13 protein-coding genes and 1 pseudogene are annotated in these 16,929 nt (G+C 72.3%); 6 read left to right on the plus strand and 8 right to left on the minus strand.

Annotated features, from left to right (window positions below; translation table 11 throughout):
- Both ACWC0C_RS40700 and ACWC0C_RS40705 read right to left on the minus strand, forming a co-directional pair.
- A pseudogene (locus ACWC0C_RS40700) lies at window positions 1–280 on the minus strand (hypothetical protein); the annotation flags it as partial.
- An 87-nt stretch (window positions 281–367) separates the two neighbouring features.
- Window positions 368–1,000, minus strand: coding sequence for an RNA polymerase sigma factor (locus tag ACWC0C_RS40705; RefSeq protein WP_450869618.1), 633 nt, complete (start codon window positions 998–1,000; stop codon window positions 368–370).
- A 355-nt stretch (window positions 1,001–1,355) separates the two neighbouring features.
- Between ACWC0C_RS40705 and ACWC0C_RS40710 the strand changes: the two genes are divergently transcribed.
- The 5 genes from ACWC0C_RS40710 to ACWC0C_RS40730 all read left to right on the plus strand — a co-directional run bounded on the left by ACWC0C_RS40710 (window position 1,356) and on the right by ACWC0C_RS40730 (window position 7,129).
- Window positions 1,356–1,847 carry a DUF1877 family protein gene (locus ACWC0C_RS40710; RefSeq protein ID WP_450869620.1) on the plus strand — a complete coding sequence of 164 codons (492 nt, stop codon included), beginning with the start codon at window positions 1,356–1,358 and terminating at the stop codon, window positions 1,845–1,847.
- Between the two features lie 73 nt (window positions 1,848–1,920).
- On the plus strand, window positions 1,921–2,433 hold the full coding sequence (locus ACWC0C_RS40715; protein ID WP_450869622.1) for a hypothetical protein: 513 nt from the start codon (window positions 1,921–1,923) through the stop codon (window positions 2,431–2,433).
- A gap of 14 nt (window positions 2,434–2,447) precedes the next feature.
- The gene (locus ACWC0C_RS40720) at window positions 2,448–4,619 is read left to right on the plus strand and encodes a bifunctional polysaccharide deacetylase/glycosyltransferase family 2 protein (RefSeq protein ID WP_450869623.1); all 2,172 of its coding nucleotides are present in this window, start codon (window positions 2,448–2,450) and stop codon (window positions 4,617–4,619) included.
- A gap of 9 nt (window positions 4,620–4,628) precedes the next feature.
- Window positions 4,629–6,863, plus strand: a complete 2,235-nt coding sequence (locus ACWC0C_RS40725; RefSeq protein WP_450869625.1) for a transglycosylase domain-containing protein — start codon at window positions 4,629–4,631, stop codon at window positions 6,861–6,863.
- 68 nt (window positions 6,864–6,931) lie between these two features.
- Window positions 6,932–7,129, plus strand: coding sequence for a hypothetical protein (locus ACWC0C_RS40730; protein ID WP_450869626.1), 198 nt, complete (start codon window positions 6,932–6,934; stop codon window positions 7,127–7,129).
- Here the strand turns inward: ACWC0C_RS40730 and ACWC0C_RS40735 are convergent.
- Complete coding sequence (locus ACWC0C_RS40735; RefSeq protein ID WP_449200279.1) at window positions 7,119–8,390, minus strand: S53 family peptidase; 1,272 nt, start codon at window positions 8,388–8,390, stop codon at window positions 7,119–7,121. The two genes, ACWC0C_RS40730 and ACWC0C_RS40735, sit on opposite strands and share 11 nt — an antisense overlap.
- A gap of 261 nt (window positions 8,391–8,651) precedes the next feature.
- Here ACWC0C_RS40735 and ACWC0C_RS40740 point away from each other — a divergent pair, with 261 nt between their 5' ends.
- Window positions 8,652–9,473 (plus strand): TrmB family transcriptional regulator, encoded by an 822-nt coding sequence (locus tag ACWC0C_RS40740; RefSeq protein WP_450869628.1) that lies wholly within the window; start codon window positions 8,652–8,654, stop codon window positions 9,471–9,473.
- A gap of 32 nt (window positions 9,474–9,505) precedes the next feature.
- On the opposite strand, the gene ACWC0C_RS40745 is transcribed toward ACWC0C_RS40740, so the two are convergent.
- The 5 genes from ACWC0C_RS40745 to ACWC0C_RS40765 all read right to left on the minus strand — a co-directional run bounded on the left by ACWC0C_RS40745 (window position 9,506) and on the right by ACWC0C_RS40765 (window position 16,881).
- Window positions 9,506–11,428 carry an ArnT family glycosyltransferase gene (locus ACWC0C_RS40745; protein WP_450869630.1) on the minus strand — a complete coding sequence of 641 codons (1,923 nt, stop codon included), beginning with the start codon at window positions 11,426–11,428 and terminating at the stop codon, window positions 9,506–9,508.
- Between the two features lie 103 nt (window positions 11,429–11,531).
- Complete coding sequence (locus tag ACWC0C_RS40750) at window positions 11,532–12,620, minus strand: NlpC/P60 family protein (RefSeq protein ID WP_450869632.1); 1,089 nt, start codon at window positions 12,618–12,620, stop codon at window positions 11,532–11,534.
- Between the two features lie 44 nt (window positions 12,621–12,664).
- The gene (locus tag ACWC0C_RS40755; protein WP_449200283.1) at window positions 12,665–13,147 is read right to left on the minus strand and encodes a poly-gamma-glutamate biosynthesis protein PgsC/CapC; all 483 of its coding nucleotides are present in this window, start codon (window positions 13,145–13,147) and stop codon (window positions 12,665–12,667) included.
- Complete coding sequence (gene pgsB, locus ACWC0C_RS40760) at window positions 13,144–14,607, minus strand: poly-gamma-glutamate synthase PgsB (RefSeq protein WP_450869634.1); 1,464 nt, start codon at window positions 14,605–14,607, stop codon at window positions 13,144–13,146. The genes ACWC0C_RS40755 and pgsB overlap by 4 nt, the downstream gene beginning before the upstream one ends.
- 15 nt (window positions 14,608–14,622) lie before the next feature.
- Window positions 14,623–16,881, minus strand: coding sequence for a HAMP domain-containing protein (locus ACWC0C_RS40765; RefSeq protein ID WP_450869635.1), 2,259 nt, complete (start codon window positions 16,879–16,881; stop codon window positions 14,623–14,625).
- Between the last annotated feature and the right edge of the window lie 48 nt (window positions 16,882–16,929).

Consider the following 16,929-nt stretch of genomic DNA (forward strand, 5'->3'; position numbering starts at 1 on the left):
ACTTGCGGAACCCGGCACTCGCCGGGCCGCGCCCGGGCCGAGTACTATCCGGCCAACACGCCCGCGAGCTGGACCCGCCCGCGGCGTGGCCGGCGGCCCGGAAGGCGGCCAGGGCCCGTCGCTCGGCCTCGGGGTCGAGGTGGTCGGCGCGCAGGGTGGCGGTCAGCGCCGTTTCCAGCGCGCTGGAGCCGGGTGCGTCCCAGGGGCCGGACACGGTGCCGCCAGGGTGTACATGCCGGTGACGGACCGGAACCCCGTCGCCGTTCAGCCGTTCACCCATGTCCGCTTCCGTTCCTGTCCGACCGTTTCGATTCGTTCGAGATGCCGGGAATGGCATCTTCCGGCCGTCCACTGTCGCCCTTGTTGTTCAATTCGACTCCCCCAGCGCGCGGGAAGCCTCATCCGTCACACCCTTGTCCGCCTCGCCGCCGACGCCCAGTTGCCGGGCGAGGCGTTTCAGGCCCCGGTGGGCGGCCGTGCGCACCGCTCCCGGACGCTTGCCGAGGACGCGTGCGGAGGCGGGACCGTCGAGGCCGACGACGACCCGCAGCAGCACGGCCTCGGCCTGGTCCTGCGGCAGTCCCTGGACCAGCCCCAGGGCCTGCGCGGTGGAGAGGGACTCCAGGGCCTGGTCATGGGTGTCGTGCGGTGCGGGCAGGTGCAGTACGTCCTGTTCGGTGCCGCCCGCCCGGGGCCGCGCCCGCTGGCGGCGCAGGTGGTCCAGGGCGCGGTGCCGGGCGATGGTCGCGGTCCAGCCGCGGAACCCGGCGCCGTCGCCCTTGAAACGCCCGAGGTCGCGGGCTATCTCCAGCCAGGCGTCCGAGGCCACGTCCTCCGCGTCCTCGCCGACCAGCCCGCGCAGATAGCCGAGCAGGCCCGGCTGCACGATCCGGTAGGCCACCGCGAAAGCGGCTTCGTCGCCGTCCTGGGCCCGCGCGACCGCAGCGCCCAGCTCCCCGTCGTACGCCTGAACGCGGCGGGGTTGCCGTACCTGGCCCAAGACTGTCCTCGATCGCACCGGGTTCACAGCGATTTCCGTGTCGTCCGCCGCGCTCCGGTCGCATCGACGGCCCCATGTGTACAGCGCCGGACCTCACGGAAATGTCACAACGCGCCAGTGGCCCTCACGCCGTGGCCGGATCCGGAGTGACGTTTCGCGCCGGTCGTGCGCTGGCTGAGTACCGGGGTCGGTACCGGGCGGCCCGAGAGCGGACACCCGCCGGATACCGACACCGCCGGACCCCCCTCCGTGCCGCCGCCGACTCCCCCCTTGAGCGGCACGGAGGGGACGGGGCCTTGCCGACGGGATCCCGCCGCCGCGTGACGCTCCGGCGCCGCCGCGCGCTCCTCGTGGCATGAGTGCGTACCTCCGTCTGCGCGCGGTGCCGCCTCCGGCGCTGCGCAACAGCGCGACCTGGTGGGAACGACAGTTCGAGGGCGACGTGGAGAGACACCGCGAGGAGGTGCTGGACGAGCGCTATCCGGACCAGGAGCGCATCTACGCCGGCACCCTCCCGCACGGTGCCGAGGGCCGGCCCCAGGCCCAGGTCGTGCTCGGGGGCCGGCCGGTGTTCCGGCCCGACCGGCACAAGCCGCAGCTCCTGGTGCTGACGGCGGCCCAGGCCCGCCGGGTGGCCGGGTTCCTGATCACGGCCGACTTCGACGCGCTGTGGGACTTCGCCCGCGACGAACTGCTGCCGCGCTACGGCGGAGTGAGCGCGGAGGCCGAGACGTGGGGCGCGTTCGCCGCGGCGCACCAGGAGTTGCGGGCGTTCTACGCGCAGACGGCCGAACGCGGTGATGCGGTGGTGAAGTGGCTGTGGGCGTCCCGTGAAGCCCGGGTGTAACACTTTCGGCCGAGTTCGCTCTGTCCATGCGGGCGACCATGTCGGTCGGCCAGGACATAGGGGGACACGACTCGTGCAAGGGACAGACGAACGCGCAGCGGTGCACGGCCAGGTGCCGTACACCCCCACACGTGAGCCCGCGCGGCCCGTCTTCGTCGATTCCTCGGGGCGCCGCCAGCGCCGCGTGCGCCGCGCCGCCCGGCTGCTGGTGCTCCCCGCTGTCGGCTATGTCGCCCTGCTGACCAGTGCGCTGCTCGGCGGCCCCGCCATCAGCTCCCCGTTCGTCCCGCAGGCGGGCCCCACGCACCCGGACCTGCCCGGCTCGACCGCACCCGACTCCTCGCCCGGCACCGGACACCCGGCGAAGAGCGCGGGCCCCGCCGCGGCGCGGCACGGCTCCGGCACCACGGCGCGGAAGAACTCCGGCCTCGCGGCACGGCGGGCCACCGGCCCCACCGCCCGGCCGGCCGCCTCCACCGCCCCCGCGGTCACCTCCCGGCCCACGGCCGCGCCCACCACGACCACGGCCCCCGCTCCCTCCTCCAAGGGCCGCGCCCTCGGCTCCTCCCACAGACCAGCGAAGTGATCCAAGGCACTGACGTGACCGACCGCCGACACCGCGACGCTCCCCACCGCCGCCGCAGCCGCACCCGCCAGATCACCCCCCGCACCCACTGGCTGCTGCTGACCACGCTCGCGGTGACCCTGTCGACGGCCCTTCTGCTGCAGGGCTACACCCACCACATGTTCGGGATCACCTCGGACGCCGTGACCGGTGCCCGTGGCCGGAGCGAGGCGGTGCCCGGCCGGGTGACCCACGGCGGCCCCGTCATCGCGGGTGCCGCCACCTCCGCGCACACCGCCCGGGTCAAGGCCCGCACCATCGCGCTCACTTTCGACGACGGCCCCGACCCCGTCTGGACCCCGCGCATCCTGGACGTACTGCGCCGCAACCATGTGCAGGCGACGTTCTTCGTCGTCGGAACCCAGGTGGTGGCCCACCCCGAGCTGGTCGGCCGGATCGTCGCCGACGGCCACCAGATCGGCATCCACACCTTCACCCACCCCGACCTGGCCCGCCTCGCCCCATGGCAGCGTTCCCTGGAACTGCGGGAGACGCAGCTGGCGGTGGCCGGCGCCGCCGGGGTCACCACCGCACTGCTCAGGCCGCCGTACTCCGCGGAGAACGACGCACTGGACGACGCCGACTGGTCCGTCCTGAAGCAGGCCGACGCGGCGGGTTATGTCACGGTGCTCTCCACCCAGGACGCCGAGGACTGGCAGCGCCCCGGTGTGGACCGCATCCTCGCGAACGCGACACCCCACGGCCACGCCGGGCAGATCCTGCTGATGCACGACGCCGGCGGTGACCGGTCCCAGACCGTCGCCGCGCTGAACACCCTGATTCCCCGGCTCAAGGCACAGGGCTTCCGGTTCGCGACGGTCGGCGCCTCGGTCGGCATGGCCGGACCCGTCCAGCGCGCCGGACTCGGCGACCGGCTGCAGGGTATGGCCCTCATCAGGCTGCTGCAGGCCGGCGACTGGGCCGTGTGGCTGCTGGGCGTGCTGATGTACGCGGCGGGCGCGCTCAGCGTGCTGCGCGCGGCGGCCGTACTGATCGCGGCCCGCCGGCACCGGGGGCTGCGCTCCCGGCGCCGGGGCGGGGGCCGGTCCTGGGGGCCGCCGGTGACCGAACCGGTCAGCGTCATCGTCCCCGCGTACAACGAGAGCGCCGGGATCGAGGCGGCCGTGCGCTCCCTGCTCGCCTCGGACCACCCGGTGGAGGTCATCGTCGTGGACGACGGCTCCACCGACGGCACCGCCGACCTGGTGGAGTCGCTCCGGCTGCCGGGGGTGCGGGTGATCCGGCAGGAGAACGCGGGCAAACCGGCCGCGCTCAACACCGGGCTTGCCGCGGCCTCCTGCGAGCTGGTGGTCATGGTCGACGGCGACACGGTCTTCGAACCCGGCACCGTCCGCACCCTCGTGCAGCCCTTCGCCGACCCCCGGGTGGGCGCCGTCTCCGGCAACGCCAAGGTCGTCAACCGCGGTGGCATGCTGGGCCGTTGGCAGCACATCGAGTACGTGATCGGCTTCAACCTCGACCGCCGCCTGTTCGACCTCGCCGAGTGCATGCCGACCGTTCCGGGCGCGGTCGGCGCGTTCCGCCGCCGGGCGCTGCTGGCCCTCGGCGGCGTCAGCGACGTCACCCTCGCCGAGGACACCGACCTCACCATGGCGCTGTGCCGGGCCGGCTGGCGCGTGGTCTACGAGGAGGGCGCGGTGGCCTGGACCGAGGCGCCCGCGTCCCTGAACGCCCTGTGGCGGCAGCGCTACCGCTGGTGCTACGGCACCCTGCAGGCGATGTGGAAGCACCGCGCCGCGCTGGTGCAGCGCGGCGCGGCCGGCAAACTGGGCCGCCGGGGCCTGGTCTATCTCCTCCTCTTCCAGGTCCTGCTGCCGCTGCTCGCACCGGTCGTGGACATCTTCGCCCTGTACGGCCTGGCCTTCCTCGACCCGGTCCGGATCACCGGGCTGTGGCTCGCCTTCCTGCTGCTGCAGCTCCTGATGGGCCTGTACGCCTTCCACCTGGACGGCGAACGCCGGGGCCCGCTGTGGAGCCTGCCGTTGCAGCAGTTCGTCTACCGGCAGCTGATGTACCTCGTGGTGATCCAGTCCGTCTTCACCGCCGTGTCCGGCTCGCGCCTGCGCTGGCAGCGCATGGAGCGCTACGGCAGCCTCCAGGCTCCGGCCCCCATGAAAGGACAGTGATCCGAGTCCATGAGCGGACACCGGCGCCGACCGCCGCAGAGTTCCGGGCGCAGGAGGCGGGCACCCCAGCAGAAACGTTGGATCGACTACCCGCGCCGAGGCCGGACGGGCCCGCGCCGCTGGCTGCCGTCGCTGCGCCAGCTGCTGGCACTCGTCCTGTTCTTCCTCGGCGGCACGGCAGCGGCCGTCGGCTATGCCTACGCCACGGTCACCATCCCCGACCCCAACCCCACGACGCTGCTGCAGAACAACGTCTACTACTGGTCGGACGGCACGGTCCTGGCGACCGACGGCAGCGTGAACCGGCAGAACATCACGCTCGCGCAGGTGCCCGCCGACGTGCGGTGGGACTTCATCGCCGCGGAGAACGCGTCCTTCTACACCGACCCGGGCATCGACCCGCAGGGCATCCTCCGCGCCGCCGTCCACATGGCCGAGGGCGGCTCCGTCCAGTCCGGATCGACGATCACCCAGCAGTTCGTCAAGAACACCTACCTGGACCAGTCGCAGACGCTGTCCCGCAAGTTCAAGGAACTGCTGATCTCCGCCAAGATCGGCGCGAGCATGAGCAAGCAGCAGATCCTCCAGGGCTACCTGAACACCTGCTTCTTCGGCCGCCAGGCCAACGGCATCCAGGCCGCCGCCCGCGTCTACTACGGTCTCCCGGTGGAGAAGCTCGACGCGAGCCAGGGGGCGTTCCTCGCCGCGGCGGTCAACGAGCCGAGCCTCATCCAGCACGCGGACTCCGACCCCGTGGCCAGGAAGCAGGCGGAAGCACGCTGGTCCTGGGTGCTCGACCGGATGGTGAAGATCGGCAAGCTGACGCCGGAGCGGCGGGCACGGTACGCGGCCGCCGGATTCCCGGCACCCAGGAAGTGGACGCCCGGTTCGGGGCTCACGGGCGAGACCGGTTACCTGGTCCAGCTGGCCAGGTCGTACGCCGAGGCCCACGACCGCACCGTCACCGACAGCAGCCTGAGCCGGGGCGGCTACCAGATCCACACCACCTTCGACCGGAGGAAGACGGCAGAACTGGCCAGGGCCGTCGCCAAGGTGCGCGCAGGGCGCCTCGACCCGGCCCACCGGTCGGCCGACCGGGACGTCCAGGTCGGAGCCGCTTCGGTGGAACCCGGGACCGGCAGGATCCTCGCCGTCTACGGCGGCCCCGGCTTCGACCACGCCCACTACTCCGACAACGCGGACACCTCCGGCGTCCCGGTGGGCTCCACGTTCAAGCCGGTCGTCCTCGCCGCCGCGCTCCAGCACGGAGCCGTACTGCAACCCGGCGGGCCCGCCCGGCCGATCACCCCGGCCAGCAAGTTCAACGGCGACGACGGCATCGGGATCAAGGACCAGCAGGGCACCTACGTCACCGACGACAAGGACCCCACCGGCCTGCTCCACCAGCACAACGACACCGACCGCCGCTGGGGCTACATCACCCTGCGCACGGCGATGGAGCAGTCGGTCAACACGCCGTACGTGCAACTGGGGGAGGACGTCGGCTACGGCAACGTGGCGAGGACGGCGGGGGCCCTCGGCCTGCGCCCCGACAGCCTCGCCGCCCCCAGCGCCGGCTTCTACATCGGCACCTCGACACCGAGCGCCATCCGCATGGCAGGCGCCTACGCGACCTTCGCCGCCTCCGGTGTGCAGGCCACCCCCTACTCGGTGACCAAGGTGACCCACAACGGCTCGGCACTGCCGGGCTTCACCGCCCCCGCCCCCGTACGGGCGCTACCGGCGGCGATCGCCGACAACGTCACCGACGTCCTCCGGGGCGTCATAGCCCGGGGCACCGGCACCAAGGCCCAGGCCCTCGGCAGGACGGCCGCGGGCAAGACGGGAACCACCGACGACTACCACTCGGCCTGGTTCGTGGGCTACACCCGCCAACTGGCCACGTCGGTCGTCCTCTTCAAAGAGGACCCGGCCCACCCTCAGCTCCAGTCCCTGGCGGGCGTCGGCGGCCTGCAGAAGGTGTTCGGCGGAGACATCCCGACCGAGATCTGGACCGCGTACATGCGCGACGCCCTGTCCGGCCTGCCCGACCTCCCGTTCCCCGCCCCGGCGCCCCTGGGCCACGGCAGCAACGAGCCCGGCGTCCCCTCACCCTCCCCCAAGCCCACCCACCCCCGGGCCAAGCACGCCACCAGACCGGGCAAGCGAACACCCGGCACCGCCACCCCCGGACCAGGCGCCCCCGCGCCCGGGACCAAGTGCCACGGGCACAAGTGCCGTTGACTTCGGTGGCCGAGGGGAACGGCGCTGGGCGTGTGCGCCTGGTTGCGGAAGACAGTCTTCGGGCCTGGGTGACGACAGGGGACGCCTCCCGGGCCATCCCACCCCTGCAGGTGCTCGTGCTCGGCATGGGCAAGCCGACGTGGCGCGAGCGTCATCATGGCCACCTGCTCCAGCCGAAGAGGGTCGCCGCACAGCACTTCGCCCCGCCGGATGGCCGACGGGGCGAAGTGAACCGCTACCTGCGGGAGTTGATCGTCACTTGGTGAAGGCCGCGACCCCGTTCGGGGTGCCCAGGCCGGTCGGGCCGTCGTAGCCCTTGCCCGCCTTGCAGAGGTAGTTGCCGCAGGACCCGTTGGCGCCGTCGGTGACGTCGTTCAGCTTGTCCGGGTGGGCGTAGGGGTAGGAGGACGGCACGTCACCGGTGCCCGGGGTGCCGGCGAGGGCGTAGACACCGGCGATGAACGGCGCGGAGGCGCTGGTGCCGCCGTACACGTTCCAGCCGCTCGCCTGGTAGGTGTCGTAGACGGCGAGACCGGTGGCCGGGTCGGCGACCGCGGCGACGTCGGCGACGGCGCGCTTGCCGCAGCCGGTGTCCTTCTGCCAGGACGGCTTGGCGTCGTACTGCGAGCAGCCCGAGCCCGCCCCGTCGCCGCCGGCGGAGGTGCCCCACACGGACTCGGACCAGCCGCGGGTGCTGTTGTCCTTCTTGAGCGAGGTGCCGCCGACGGCGGTCACGTACTGCGAGGAGGCCGGGTACTCGGTGCCGTAGCCGCTGTCGCCGGAGCTGACGGTGATGGCGACGCCGGGGTGCTTGAAGTACTTGTCGTCGGCCTGGGTGTCGGCGGCCTCCTCGCCGCCGCCGTAGCTGTTGGAGACGTACTTGGCGCCCTGCTTGACGGCCTGGTTCACGGCCGCGCCGAGGTCGTCCATGCTGGCGGACTTGGCCTCGACGAGGAGGATCTTGCACTGCGGGCAGGCCGCGCTGACCATGTCGACGTCGAGCGAGATCTCTCCGGCCCAACCGGCGTCCGGCGCCGGGTAGTTCGTGCCGCCGTCCTGGTCGATCTTCTTGAAGCAGCCGTTGCCCGTGCTGCACTCCGGCAGGCCGTACTGGGAGCGGTAGGCCGCCAGGTCCTTCTCGGCGTTCGGGTCGTCGTTCGCGTCGACGATCGCGATGGTGGCGCCCTTGCCGCCGTCCTTGGGCAGGTTGTAGGCGGCCTGGAGGTCGGCCGGCCCGAGGCCCTTGGGGGCGTCGTGGCGGCCGAGGGACTTCTGCGGTGTGAGGTCGGTGCGGACAACCGCCTCGCACGCCATGTAGCCGGGCTTGGTCGGCTGCGAACACAGCTGGCGGGTATGCACCGTGGAGCTCGCGGCCGAGGTGGTGGCCGTCGTGTGCGAGGCGCTGGACGTCGTGGCGAAGGCCGCCGACTGTGTGGCGATGGCCAGGCCGCCGGTGATCAGAGCTGCTGCAGACAGGAGTGCGGGCGCGCCGCGGCGTATGGGGTTCCTTCTGCGATGAGACTGCAATGAACTGCCCTCCGTGGGGGGATGGGTGGCTCCGCGCCGGCGGCCGGAGGCGGTGTCACCATGGCTTCCGCCATGTGCATGACAACCGCTTTCCGTTGGGGGTGGCCGACTGGAGTCGACTTTCGGGCATCCTGCTGATGCTGCCACCCCGGTCAGTGGTGGCTACAGAAGAGGTTATGGAGAATTTGCCGGAGAGAACAGTGGCAGTTGGTAAAAACCTTGGCCTCAACTCCTCGGCCACGACGGGTACCTTGTGCAGCCATGGAGCTTGAAGACGGAACCATCAACGACCTGATGTCCCTGGGCCTGGCCCGGTACGAGGCACGGGTCTACCTGACCTTGATCAGGCGTGGTTCTTACACGGCCGCCGAGGTGGCCCGGGAGGCCGATGTGCCGCGGCAACGCGTGTACGACGTGCTGGACGCGCTCGTACGGCGGCAACTGGCCACCACCCATCCCGGGCGGGTGGCCACGTACTCCGCCGTCACGCCCGAGCTGGCCCTCGCCCGGCTGATGGCTGTCCAACGGGAGTCGGTCGACCGGCTGGAGCGGGTCTCGCAGGGGCTGGCCGGCGTCTTGCAACCCCTGTGGTCCCAGGGGCGGGACCACACCGATCCGCTGGACTACATCGAGATCCTGCGCGACCCGAAGGCGATCGCCGAGCGCTTCGCCGACATCCAGCGGCAGGCGCGGCACGAGCTGCTCACCTTCTGCAAACCGCCGTTCGTCGCCCCCGCCGAGAACGCGGACGGCCTCGCGGTGGTCCGCCGGCTCCACCGGGCGGGCGGCACCGTCCGCGCGATCTACCTCGACGACTCCCTGGACGACCCCGAGACGGTGGAGCACGTCCAACGCTTCGCCGCGGCGGGGGAGGAGGCCCGCTTCGCCCCCGAACTGCCCCTGAAACTGGTCATCGCCGACGCCACCCTGGTCCTGTGCGACATGCCCGACCCGGTGGCCGGCGCCGACTCCACCACCACCCTCTTCATCGAACACCCGGCGCTCGCGGGGTGCCTGCGGCTGGCTTTCCACACGGTGTGGAAGGACGCGGCACCCGGGCCGGAGACCGTCCTGGCGCCATGAGGAGTCCGTCCTCGGTCACCGGGGGCGTCGCCTCAGTGCTGGGGGTTGCAGTCGTAGAGGGCGAAGCTGCCGTCGGTGCGGCGGCCGTAGGCGGTGGGCCGGATGCGGGTGCAGTGGGACTTCACCCAGGTGGTGGCGGGAGTGGTGGGGCGCTGGCTGGTGAGCAGCGCATAGCGCAGCTGGTGGGCGGTGACGAGGCCGCCGAGCTGCTGGGCGGTGGGGAAGGGGGTGCTGCCGGTGAAGCCGCCCATGACGAGGATGGGCTCGGACTTCGCGCGCAGCAGGGGCTCGGCGGGGTAGGCGGCCTGGGTGGCGAGCAGGTACTTCTCGCCGTGGCGGTGCGTGGTGAGGTAGTCGAGCAGGGCGGTGTCGCGGGCGCTGGGCTGGTCGAGCCCTGCCCTGTGCGGAGCGTGGTGGTGGTGGGCGGCGTAGGCCTTGCCGACCGGACCGGTCATCGGCGAGGTGACGGCGCCCGCGTAGAGCGGGTTGAGGCTGGAGAGGGCCCAGCCGGCCGGTACGACCAGGGTGGCCGCGATCCCGGCGGCGAGGGCGGCGTGGACCATCCGCGGTGCGGTGCGCGGGCCGCGGGTCCACAGGCCCACCGCGGCGCACAGCGCGAGCATCGCGGCGATCGGCAGCAACCAGGAGACGAATCGGGTCGGCCAGTCGAGCACCAGGGCCCAGGCCACCGTCAGCACGATCGCCGCCGGCAACGCCATGTGCCGCCGGCCGCCCACCGCCTCGCTCGCCTCCCGCGCCCAGTCGTACTCCGACCGGAAGAGCGCGAACCCGCCGCCGGCCAGCGCGGCGAGCGCCGGGGCGATGACGGCCGTGTAGTAGGCGTGGTTGCCGTTGGAGGCGCTGAACACCACGGCGTGCACGGCCAGCCAGCCGCCCCACAGCACAAATCCCGCGCGCAGCAGGTCGGTTCGCGGCTGCCCGGCGCGCCAGACGACGCCCAGGACCGTGGCGAGCACGGCGAGGGGCAGGAACCAGGCGATCTGCGGGCCGACCGTGTGGTTGATCAGCATGTCCCAGCCGGTGTTGCCGGTGGTGCGGCTGGCGGCGGTGCCCGCGACGGCGCCGAACGCGGTGGAATCGCTGCTGAAGCGGCTCAGGCCGTTGTAGCCGAAGACCAGGGCGAACGGATTGTTGTCGGACGTCCCGTCGAGGTACGGGCGGTCCGCGACCGGTGTCACCCAGGCGATCAGCACCCACGAGCAGGAGACCCCCAGCGCGACCGCACCGCCCAGCAGGCCGCGCAGGGCCCGCTTCAACGGGGCGCCGGGCGCCACGAGTTGGTACACGGCGCCGAAGACCGGCAGCACCAGCCACGCCTGCAGCATCTTCGTCTGGAAGGCGAGCCCGACCCAGATCCCGCAGGTGATCAGCGGCAGCAGCCGCTCGGTGCGCACCGCCTTCTGCAGCGCTCCGGCGGCCGCCACCAGGAGCAGAGTGAGCGCGGTGTCCGGGATGGTGGCACGGTTGAGTACCACGGTGACCGGCGTGAGGGTGAGCGTCAGCGCGGCGATCAGCGCCGCGAACGGCCCGGCCCAGGCCCGTACGATCCGGTGCAGCAGCCATACGGTGAGCACGCCCTCGACGACCTGCGGCAGCGCGGCCGCCCAGGTGCTCGGGCCGAAGAGCCACACGGAGACGGCGTCGGGCCAGAAGGCACCGGGCAGCTTGTCGATGCTGATCGAACCGCTGGCGTCGAGCCCGCCGAAGAAGAAGGCACGCCAGCTCTCGGACATCGACCGTATCGCCGCGCCGTAGAAGGGGTGGAGCGCGGCGTGCCCGATGCCCCAGGAGTACAGCACCGTGGCGAGGACCAGCACCGCGGCGAGCGCCGGGCGCTCCCAGCGCGGGGCGTCTTCCAGCGGGCCGGAGCGGCGGTTCCCCGCCCGGCGGCCTCGGGGCGCGCCGGTGGGCGGGGCGGCGGGGATGGCGGTCATGGCAGTGGTCCTCGGATCAGCAGGTCAGGTGGAGCGGCGGTGCACAGGCGGCGGGATCACGGTCGGCCGGGATCACGGTCGTCCGGGATCACGGGCGGCGGATTCACAGGCGGCGGGCCGCCCGGAAGCCGCGGGCGTAGAAGTCGGTGCCGTCCAGCAGTGAGCGGCCCGACAGGTCGCCCAGGGTGGGGCCGTTGGCGGCGGAGCGGCTGGAGTAGAAGCGGTGCCGGCCCTGGTCGTCCAGGCCCATGTACATGCCGCAGTGGTCGATGAAGTCCGGCCGGTCCTTGATGATGGCGAAGAAGACCAGATCGCCGGGTTGCAGCGCGGCCAGATCGGTGGCCTGCTGATTTCCGGTGTGAGGGATCACCAGACGGCCGGGACCGTAGGCGGCGATGGCGAAGGCGCGGCGCGGCAGACCGATGCCCCGGGTGTTGGTGTTGTGCACGGGGATGCCCATGCGGTAGCCCCACACCAGACGCTGGAAGCCGGAGCAGTCGACGTCGCCGTAGCGGGCCTGCTCCGGCTGCACGCGCGTGCCGTCCGGGAAGGTCCAGTCAATGCCCAGATAGTCGTAGAAGTCTGACTGTTCGTCGTGGTAGGCGAAGTCCAGCGGGTTGTTGACCTTGGAGTTGCGCGGGCCGAAGTGCGCGGTGCCCGCGTAGCGCACGCCGCGGGCGTTGTGCTTGTCGGGCGCCCCGGCGCTGCTGTACTCGAACGCCACCGCGAAGACGTCCGGGCTGGTGTCGGCGAGCGCCTTGCGGAACCAGCCCTTGAACCAGGCGGACTTCTCCATGCCCCGCTGCCACTCGTGCGGCAGCACCCGCACCCAGGCGTCCGTGGTCACCTTGGCCTCGGTGGTCCGCGGCTCGCTGAAGGTGCGGGTGGGCCCGGTGAGTACGGCCGTACGGGCGCCGTCGGTGAACGTGGCGAGCGTGCCGCCGTCGGCTGCGCGGGCCACGGTGCGGTCGGGGGCGGACAGCCGCTCGAAGGTGTGGGCCCCGGTGGGCCGGGCGCCCGGGCCGGTGCCCGTGCCGTCGGCCGTACCGCCGAGGTCGTCGCCGCCGCTGCCGTGCCCGTGGTGGGCCCAGGCGTACCCGCCCGCCACCCCGGCGGCCGCCACGCCCGCGATCGTCCCGAGCACGGCGCGGCGAGTCGGGCGGCTGCGTCCGCCGACGGGTTCGGAGTGCATGGCCGATCCTCCTGGGAGTGCGAGGTGAGAGGGCGGTGGGCAGGTCAGCCGGTGGGCAGGACGCCGATCAGCAGACCGGAGACCAGCACCACGTACGTCGCCAGCGTCACCGCCGTGGTCGAGATCAGTGTGGCCGCCATCGGCTGGCGGACCATCTGGTAGGAGACCAGGCCGGGGACGATGAAGCCAAGGGTCTGTGACGTGTACAGCAGCGGAAACTCGTGGCTGAGGGCGAGCATCACGGTGGTCTGCATCAGCACCGCGCACAGCACCACGGCGGCGAACAGCCGCTTGCCGTAGAGGATCACCGTGCGCTGCACCAGCTTCGTCGCGAAGAACGTGAGCGCCGCCACACCGACCATCAGCCCGGCCAGCTGTACGTCGGTGACGAGCGTGAGGGCGATCCAGCCCGGGGTGATCATCCCCCCTGGGGAGAGGTTGGTGGTCAGATAGCAGATGAGCGAGAAGATCAGCCCGAGGGCGATCCCGAGCGCGGCGGTCTGTGCGGTGAGGTTGGCGGGGATCACGGGTTCCTCGTGGACTGGGACGGATCGTAGGAGTGGTGCGGTTCGGCTGCTGTGCTCTCGCCGTCGGGCCGGCCCTGGCGGGCGGCGGACCGGCGGTCGAGCTCGCGCTGCTCCGGGATGTGGAAGCCGTACGCCGGTGTCTCCAGCGGCCCCACCCAGCTGTACGGCTCCGGCTCGGGCGGCCGGGCCACCGCGATCCGCTGCCGGGGTACGGCGATCTGCATGGTCTCCTGGTCCAGGCCGTCGCCGTCGGGTACGGCGTCGAGCGGGTCCTCGGAGTCGTCCAGCGGCAGCTCGGCGAGGCATTCCAGGAACAGCTCGCCCTGGCCGTGGATGTTGCCGATCGCCACCAGCGAGGAGGCCGGGCCGAGTTCCGCGAGCATCGCCGCGGTCAGCTCCTGGGGGTCCCGGCGGTCGCCGCCGAGGTCCACCACCCGCCCGGTGAAGTCGGCCGGAATCGCGTCGCGGGCGCTCTTGGTCGGGTGGCCGATCAGGAACACCGTCTCGGCGGCGAGGTCGGGGACGATCGCGCCCATCTGGCCGTTGCGCTCCACCCGGTCCGGGCGGCAGTTGATGACCACGTTGAGCGGCCGTCTGATCGCGCCCAGATCCTCCAGCTGCTTGACGTTCATCAGCGTCGACTCGGGGTCGTTGGCCGCGAAGACGTTGGCGAACCGCAGCTTCTTGCCCTCGGGGGTGACGTAGCGCTCCACCGACAGCACGCCCGGGTCGGGCGGCGCGTCCCACATGCCCTGCATCGCGGTCTGCCGTTCGATACCGAGCAGTTCGGCGACGGCGAGCGCGATCGCCACGTTCTCCTTGAAGGTGAACCAGCTGAAGCCGCGCAGTTCGTCGTCGGTCACCGACTCCGGATCGACCGCGATCAGACGGCAGTTCCGCTTGTCGGCCTCCTCCTGGAGGATGTGCAGCCGGTCCTTCTCGGCCGTCACGCACACCCCGCCCACCGGCATCGAGCGGGAGAGCGAGCGGGCGACGTCGTCCAGCGTCGGCCCCATCTCCTCCAGATGGTCCTCGCGGACATTGCACAGCACGCCGATCGTGGAACGGATCAGCTTCTCCTGGTTGGTCTCCTGCAGCGCGGGCATCACCGCCATGCACTCGATCACCAGCGCGTCCGGCTGGTAGGTCGCCGCCCGCCGTACGATGCCGATCTGCTCGACGATGTTGGAGATGCCGAACTTGCGGTAGATCGGCTCCTCGGTGGCGTCCGGATGGATGAACCGGGCCGCCGTGCCGGTGGTCTTGGCCACCGTGACCAGGCCGCCGCCGCGCAGCGCGCCCGCGCACAGCCGGGTGATCGAGCTCTTGCCGCGGATGCCGTTGACCAGCACCCGCGTCGGTATCTGCTCCAGCGAGGCGAAGTGCCGCTGCTGCTCCAGGATTCCGGCGATCCACAGCCCGGCGCAGGACAGCAGGACGATGACATAGAGGAAGAGCACGCCGATTCCGTCCTTCTACCGCTGGAGGGTGTTCTCACGCAGGGACCGGGAGGGTCCGGCGGCGTGGCCGGATCTGGCCGCCCGTTCGCGTTCCGCCCGGTCGCGTTCGGCCAGCGCCTGGCGCATCAGCTCCAGGCTGCGGGTGACCGAGCCGATCTCGTCGTGGTTGACCGGGTGCAGCACGGTACGGCGGTCTCCGCCGGCGAGCCGCTCGACGAGCACGGCGACCGCGCGCAGCGGCCGGATCACCACGACGTGCAGCCAGCCCAGGCAGGCCGCGCCCAGGGCGAGGCCCAGGATCCCGGCGAGCATGGTGCGCTGCTCGGCCTGCACCGCGGGGATCTGGAGCGCTGCCGCGGGCTCCGCGGTCACCACGTGCCAGCCGAGGCGGGCCGTCGGGCCGCTCTGCGCCAGCGGCGCGGCGGCGTCGACCGAGGGGCCGGAGGACGTGCGGAGCACCGCCGAGGTCGCGGTGCCCGCGGTCCCCGGGGCGCCCTGGGTGGCGCGGGCGAGACGGGTCATGCCGGATTCGGGCAGCGATTGGAAGGCGCGGTAGCCCACGCTCGCCGCCAGTACCTTGTTGTCGCCGTCCGTCACCCAGACGCTGCCCAGCTTGGGCCTGGCCAGAATGGAGTTGAGCGCCTTCACGTCGATCTCGCCGAACAGGACCACCCCGGCCGCCGGGGCCTTGCCCTTGACGGCCCGGACCTGCGCGTAGGCGGCGATCGCCGGGATCCGGCCCGAGGTGTTGACGGTGGTGATCCCGCCGCCCTCGGGGACGTGGACGAGGGTGCGCAGCGGTGTGTCGCCCACCCTCAGCGTGATGTCGCCCGAGCGGTCCAGGAGATACAGCGAGCGGTACTGCTTGTGGTCCGCCAGGACGTGCTTCAGAACCTCGGTCTGGGCGGCCCGGTTCCCGCCCGGCAGCCGTGCGGCGGCGTCGCTCAGGTCGTTGTACGACTGGTCGAGGGACTGCCGGATCCGGTTCGTCGCGATCTCGGTGCGCGTCTGCTGGTCGGCGAGGACCGGACCCGGAACCGCGGTCGCGGTGTCCGCCCGGTTCAGCACGAAGATCATCGGCACCGCCCAGCAGGCCACCACCAGCACGCCGGCCACGGCCAGCGCCCGGTAGCCCGGTGCGCGCCGGGCCGGGAACTCCTGCGGGCCGCTCTCGCCGAGCAGTTGCCTGCGCAGTGACTCCAGTGCCCGCCCGATCCGGGCCAGTTCCCCGAAGCCGTGCACCGGAACCGGCCGGTACAGCTCCTCCAGCGCGGCCTGCTCGGTCGCGCCCCGGGCCAGGCGGCCGGCGGACAGGTACAGCCGCAGCAGTGGCCGCTGCACCAAGAAGTGCAGCGCCAGCCCGAGCAGCAGCGCGAGCCCGGCCAGCGCCCCCGCGGCCTCGAGCGCGAAGCGCGAGTAGTCGGCGGCGGTGGTCGTGGTGGGCACCGCGCGGGAGGTGAGCACCACCAGACCGAGGTCGTCGGTGTCGCCCGGACCGGTCGCCGAGGCGACCTGGGCCCAGCCGGCCACCGTGCGCCGGCTGCCCGTGGCGCCGCCCAGGAGGCTTCCCGAGGCGTCGGTGTCACTGCCCGACCCGTTCGCCGCGTGGGCAGCCGCCGCGGGCAGGCCGCTGTCGGCGGTGGCCTGCGACGCCGTGCCGTGGGTGGTGGTGGCGAGCGCCGTGCCGCTTGCGTCCAGCACTGCGGCGGTGCGTCCGTCGCCGTACGTCGTGAGGGCGGGGAGCGCCTCGGAGACCACCAGCAGCCACTGCCGGTCCCGGCCCGGGGCCTGGTTCTGGTCCTGGTTGGCGTCCTCCTGCTGCGCGGGCAGCGTGACCTTGGCGAAGTACAGCAGTTGCCGCGCGCCGCCCGACGTCACCAGCCGGGGCCGGATCGCCCCGTGCCCGGACGCTGTCTTGGCGACGTCCACCCCGGCCAGCGGCACCGGCTTGCCGCCGGCCGCCAGCAGTTTGCCGGTGTGCGGGTCGAGCAGCGCACTGCCGAGGACCGCCTTCCTGGCAGAGGTCAGCGACTTGAGCGCGGTCGCGGGGGTCGATGTGCTCGTCGCCGGGTACGCGCCCGCCGTACGGCGTACGGTGCTCGCCTCGGCGTCGACCGTGGTGCGCACCGACAGCGCGGTGTCCGCGGCTATCTGCTGCTCGCCGTTCAGCACGGCCTGCGGTACCTGCTCGGTGTGTATGCCGTCGAGGCCGATCACCGTCAGGGCGGCGACGACCAGCAGGAGTATGACGAGTGCGGCGATCGGCGGGCGCACCCCGCCGAGCATCGGCATATCGGCGCGGCGGCGGATGCGGTGTCGGCG

It is taken from the genome of Streptomyces sp. NPDC001709, assembly GCF_053596375.1.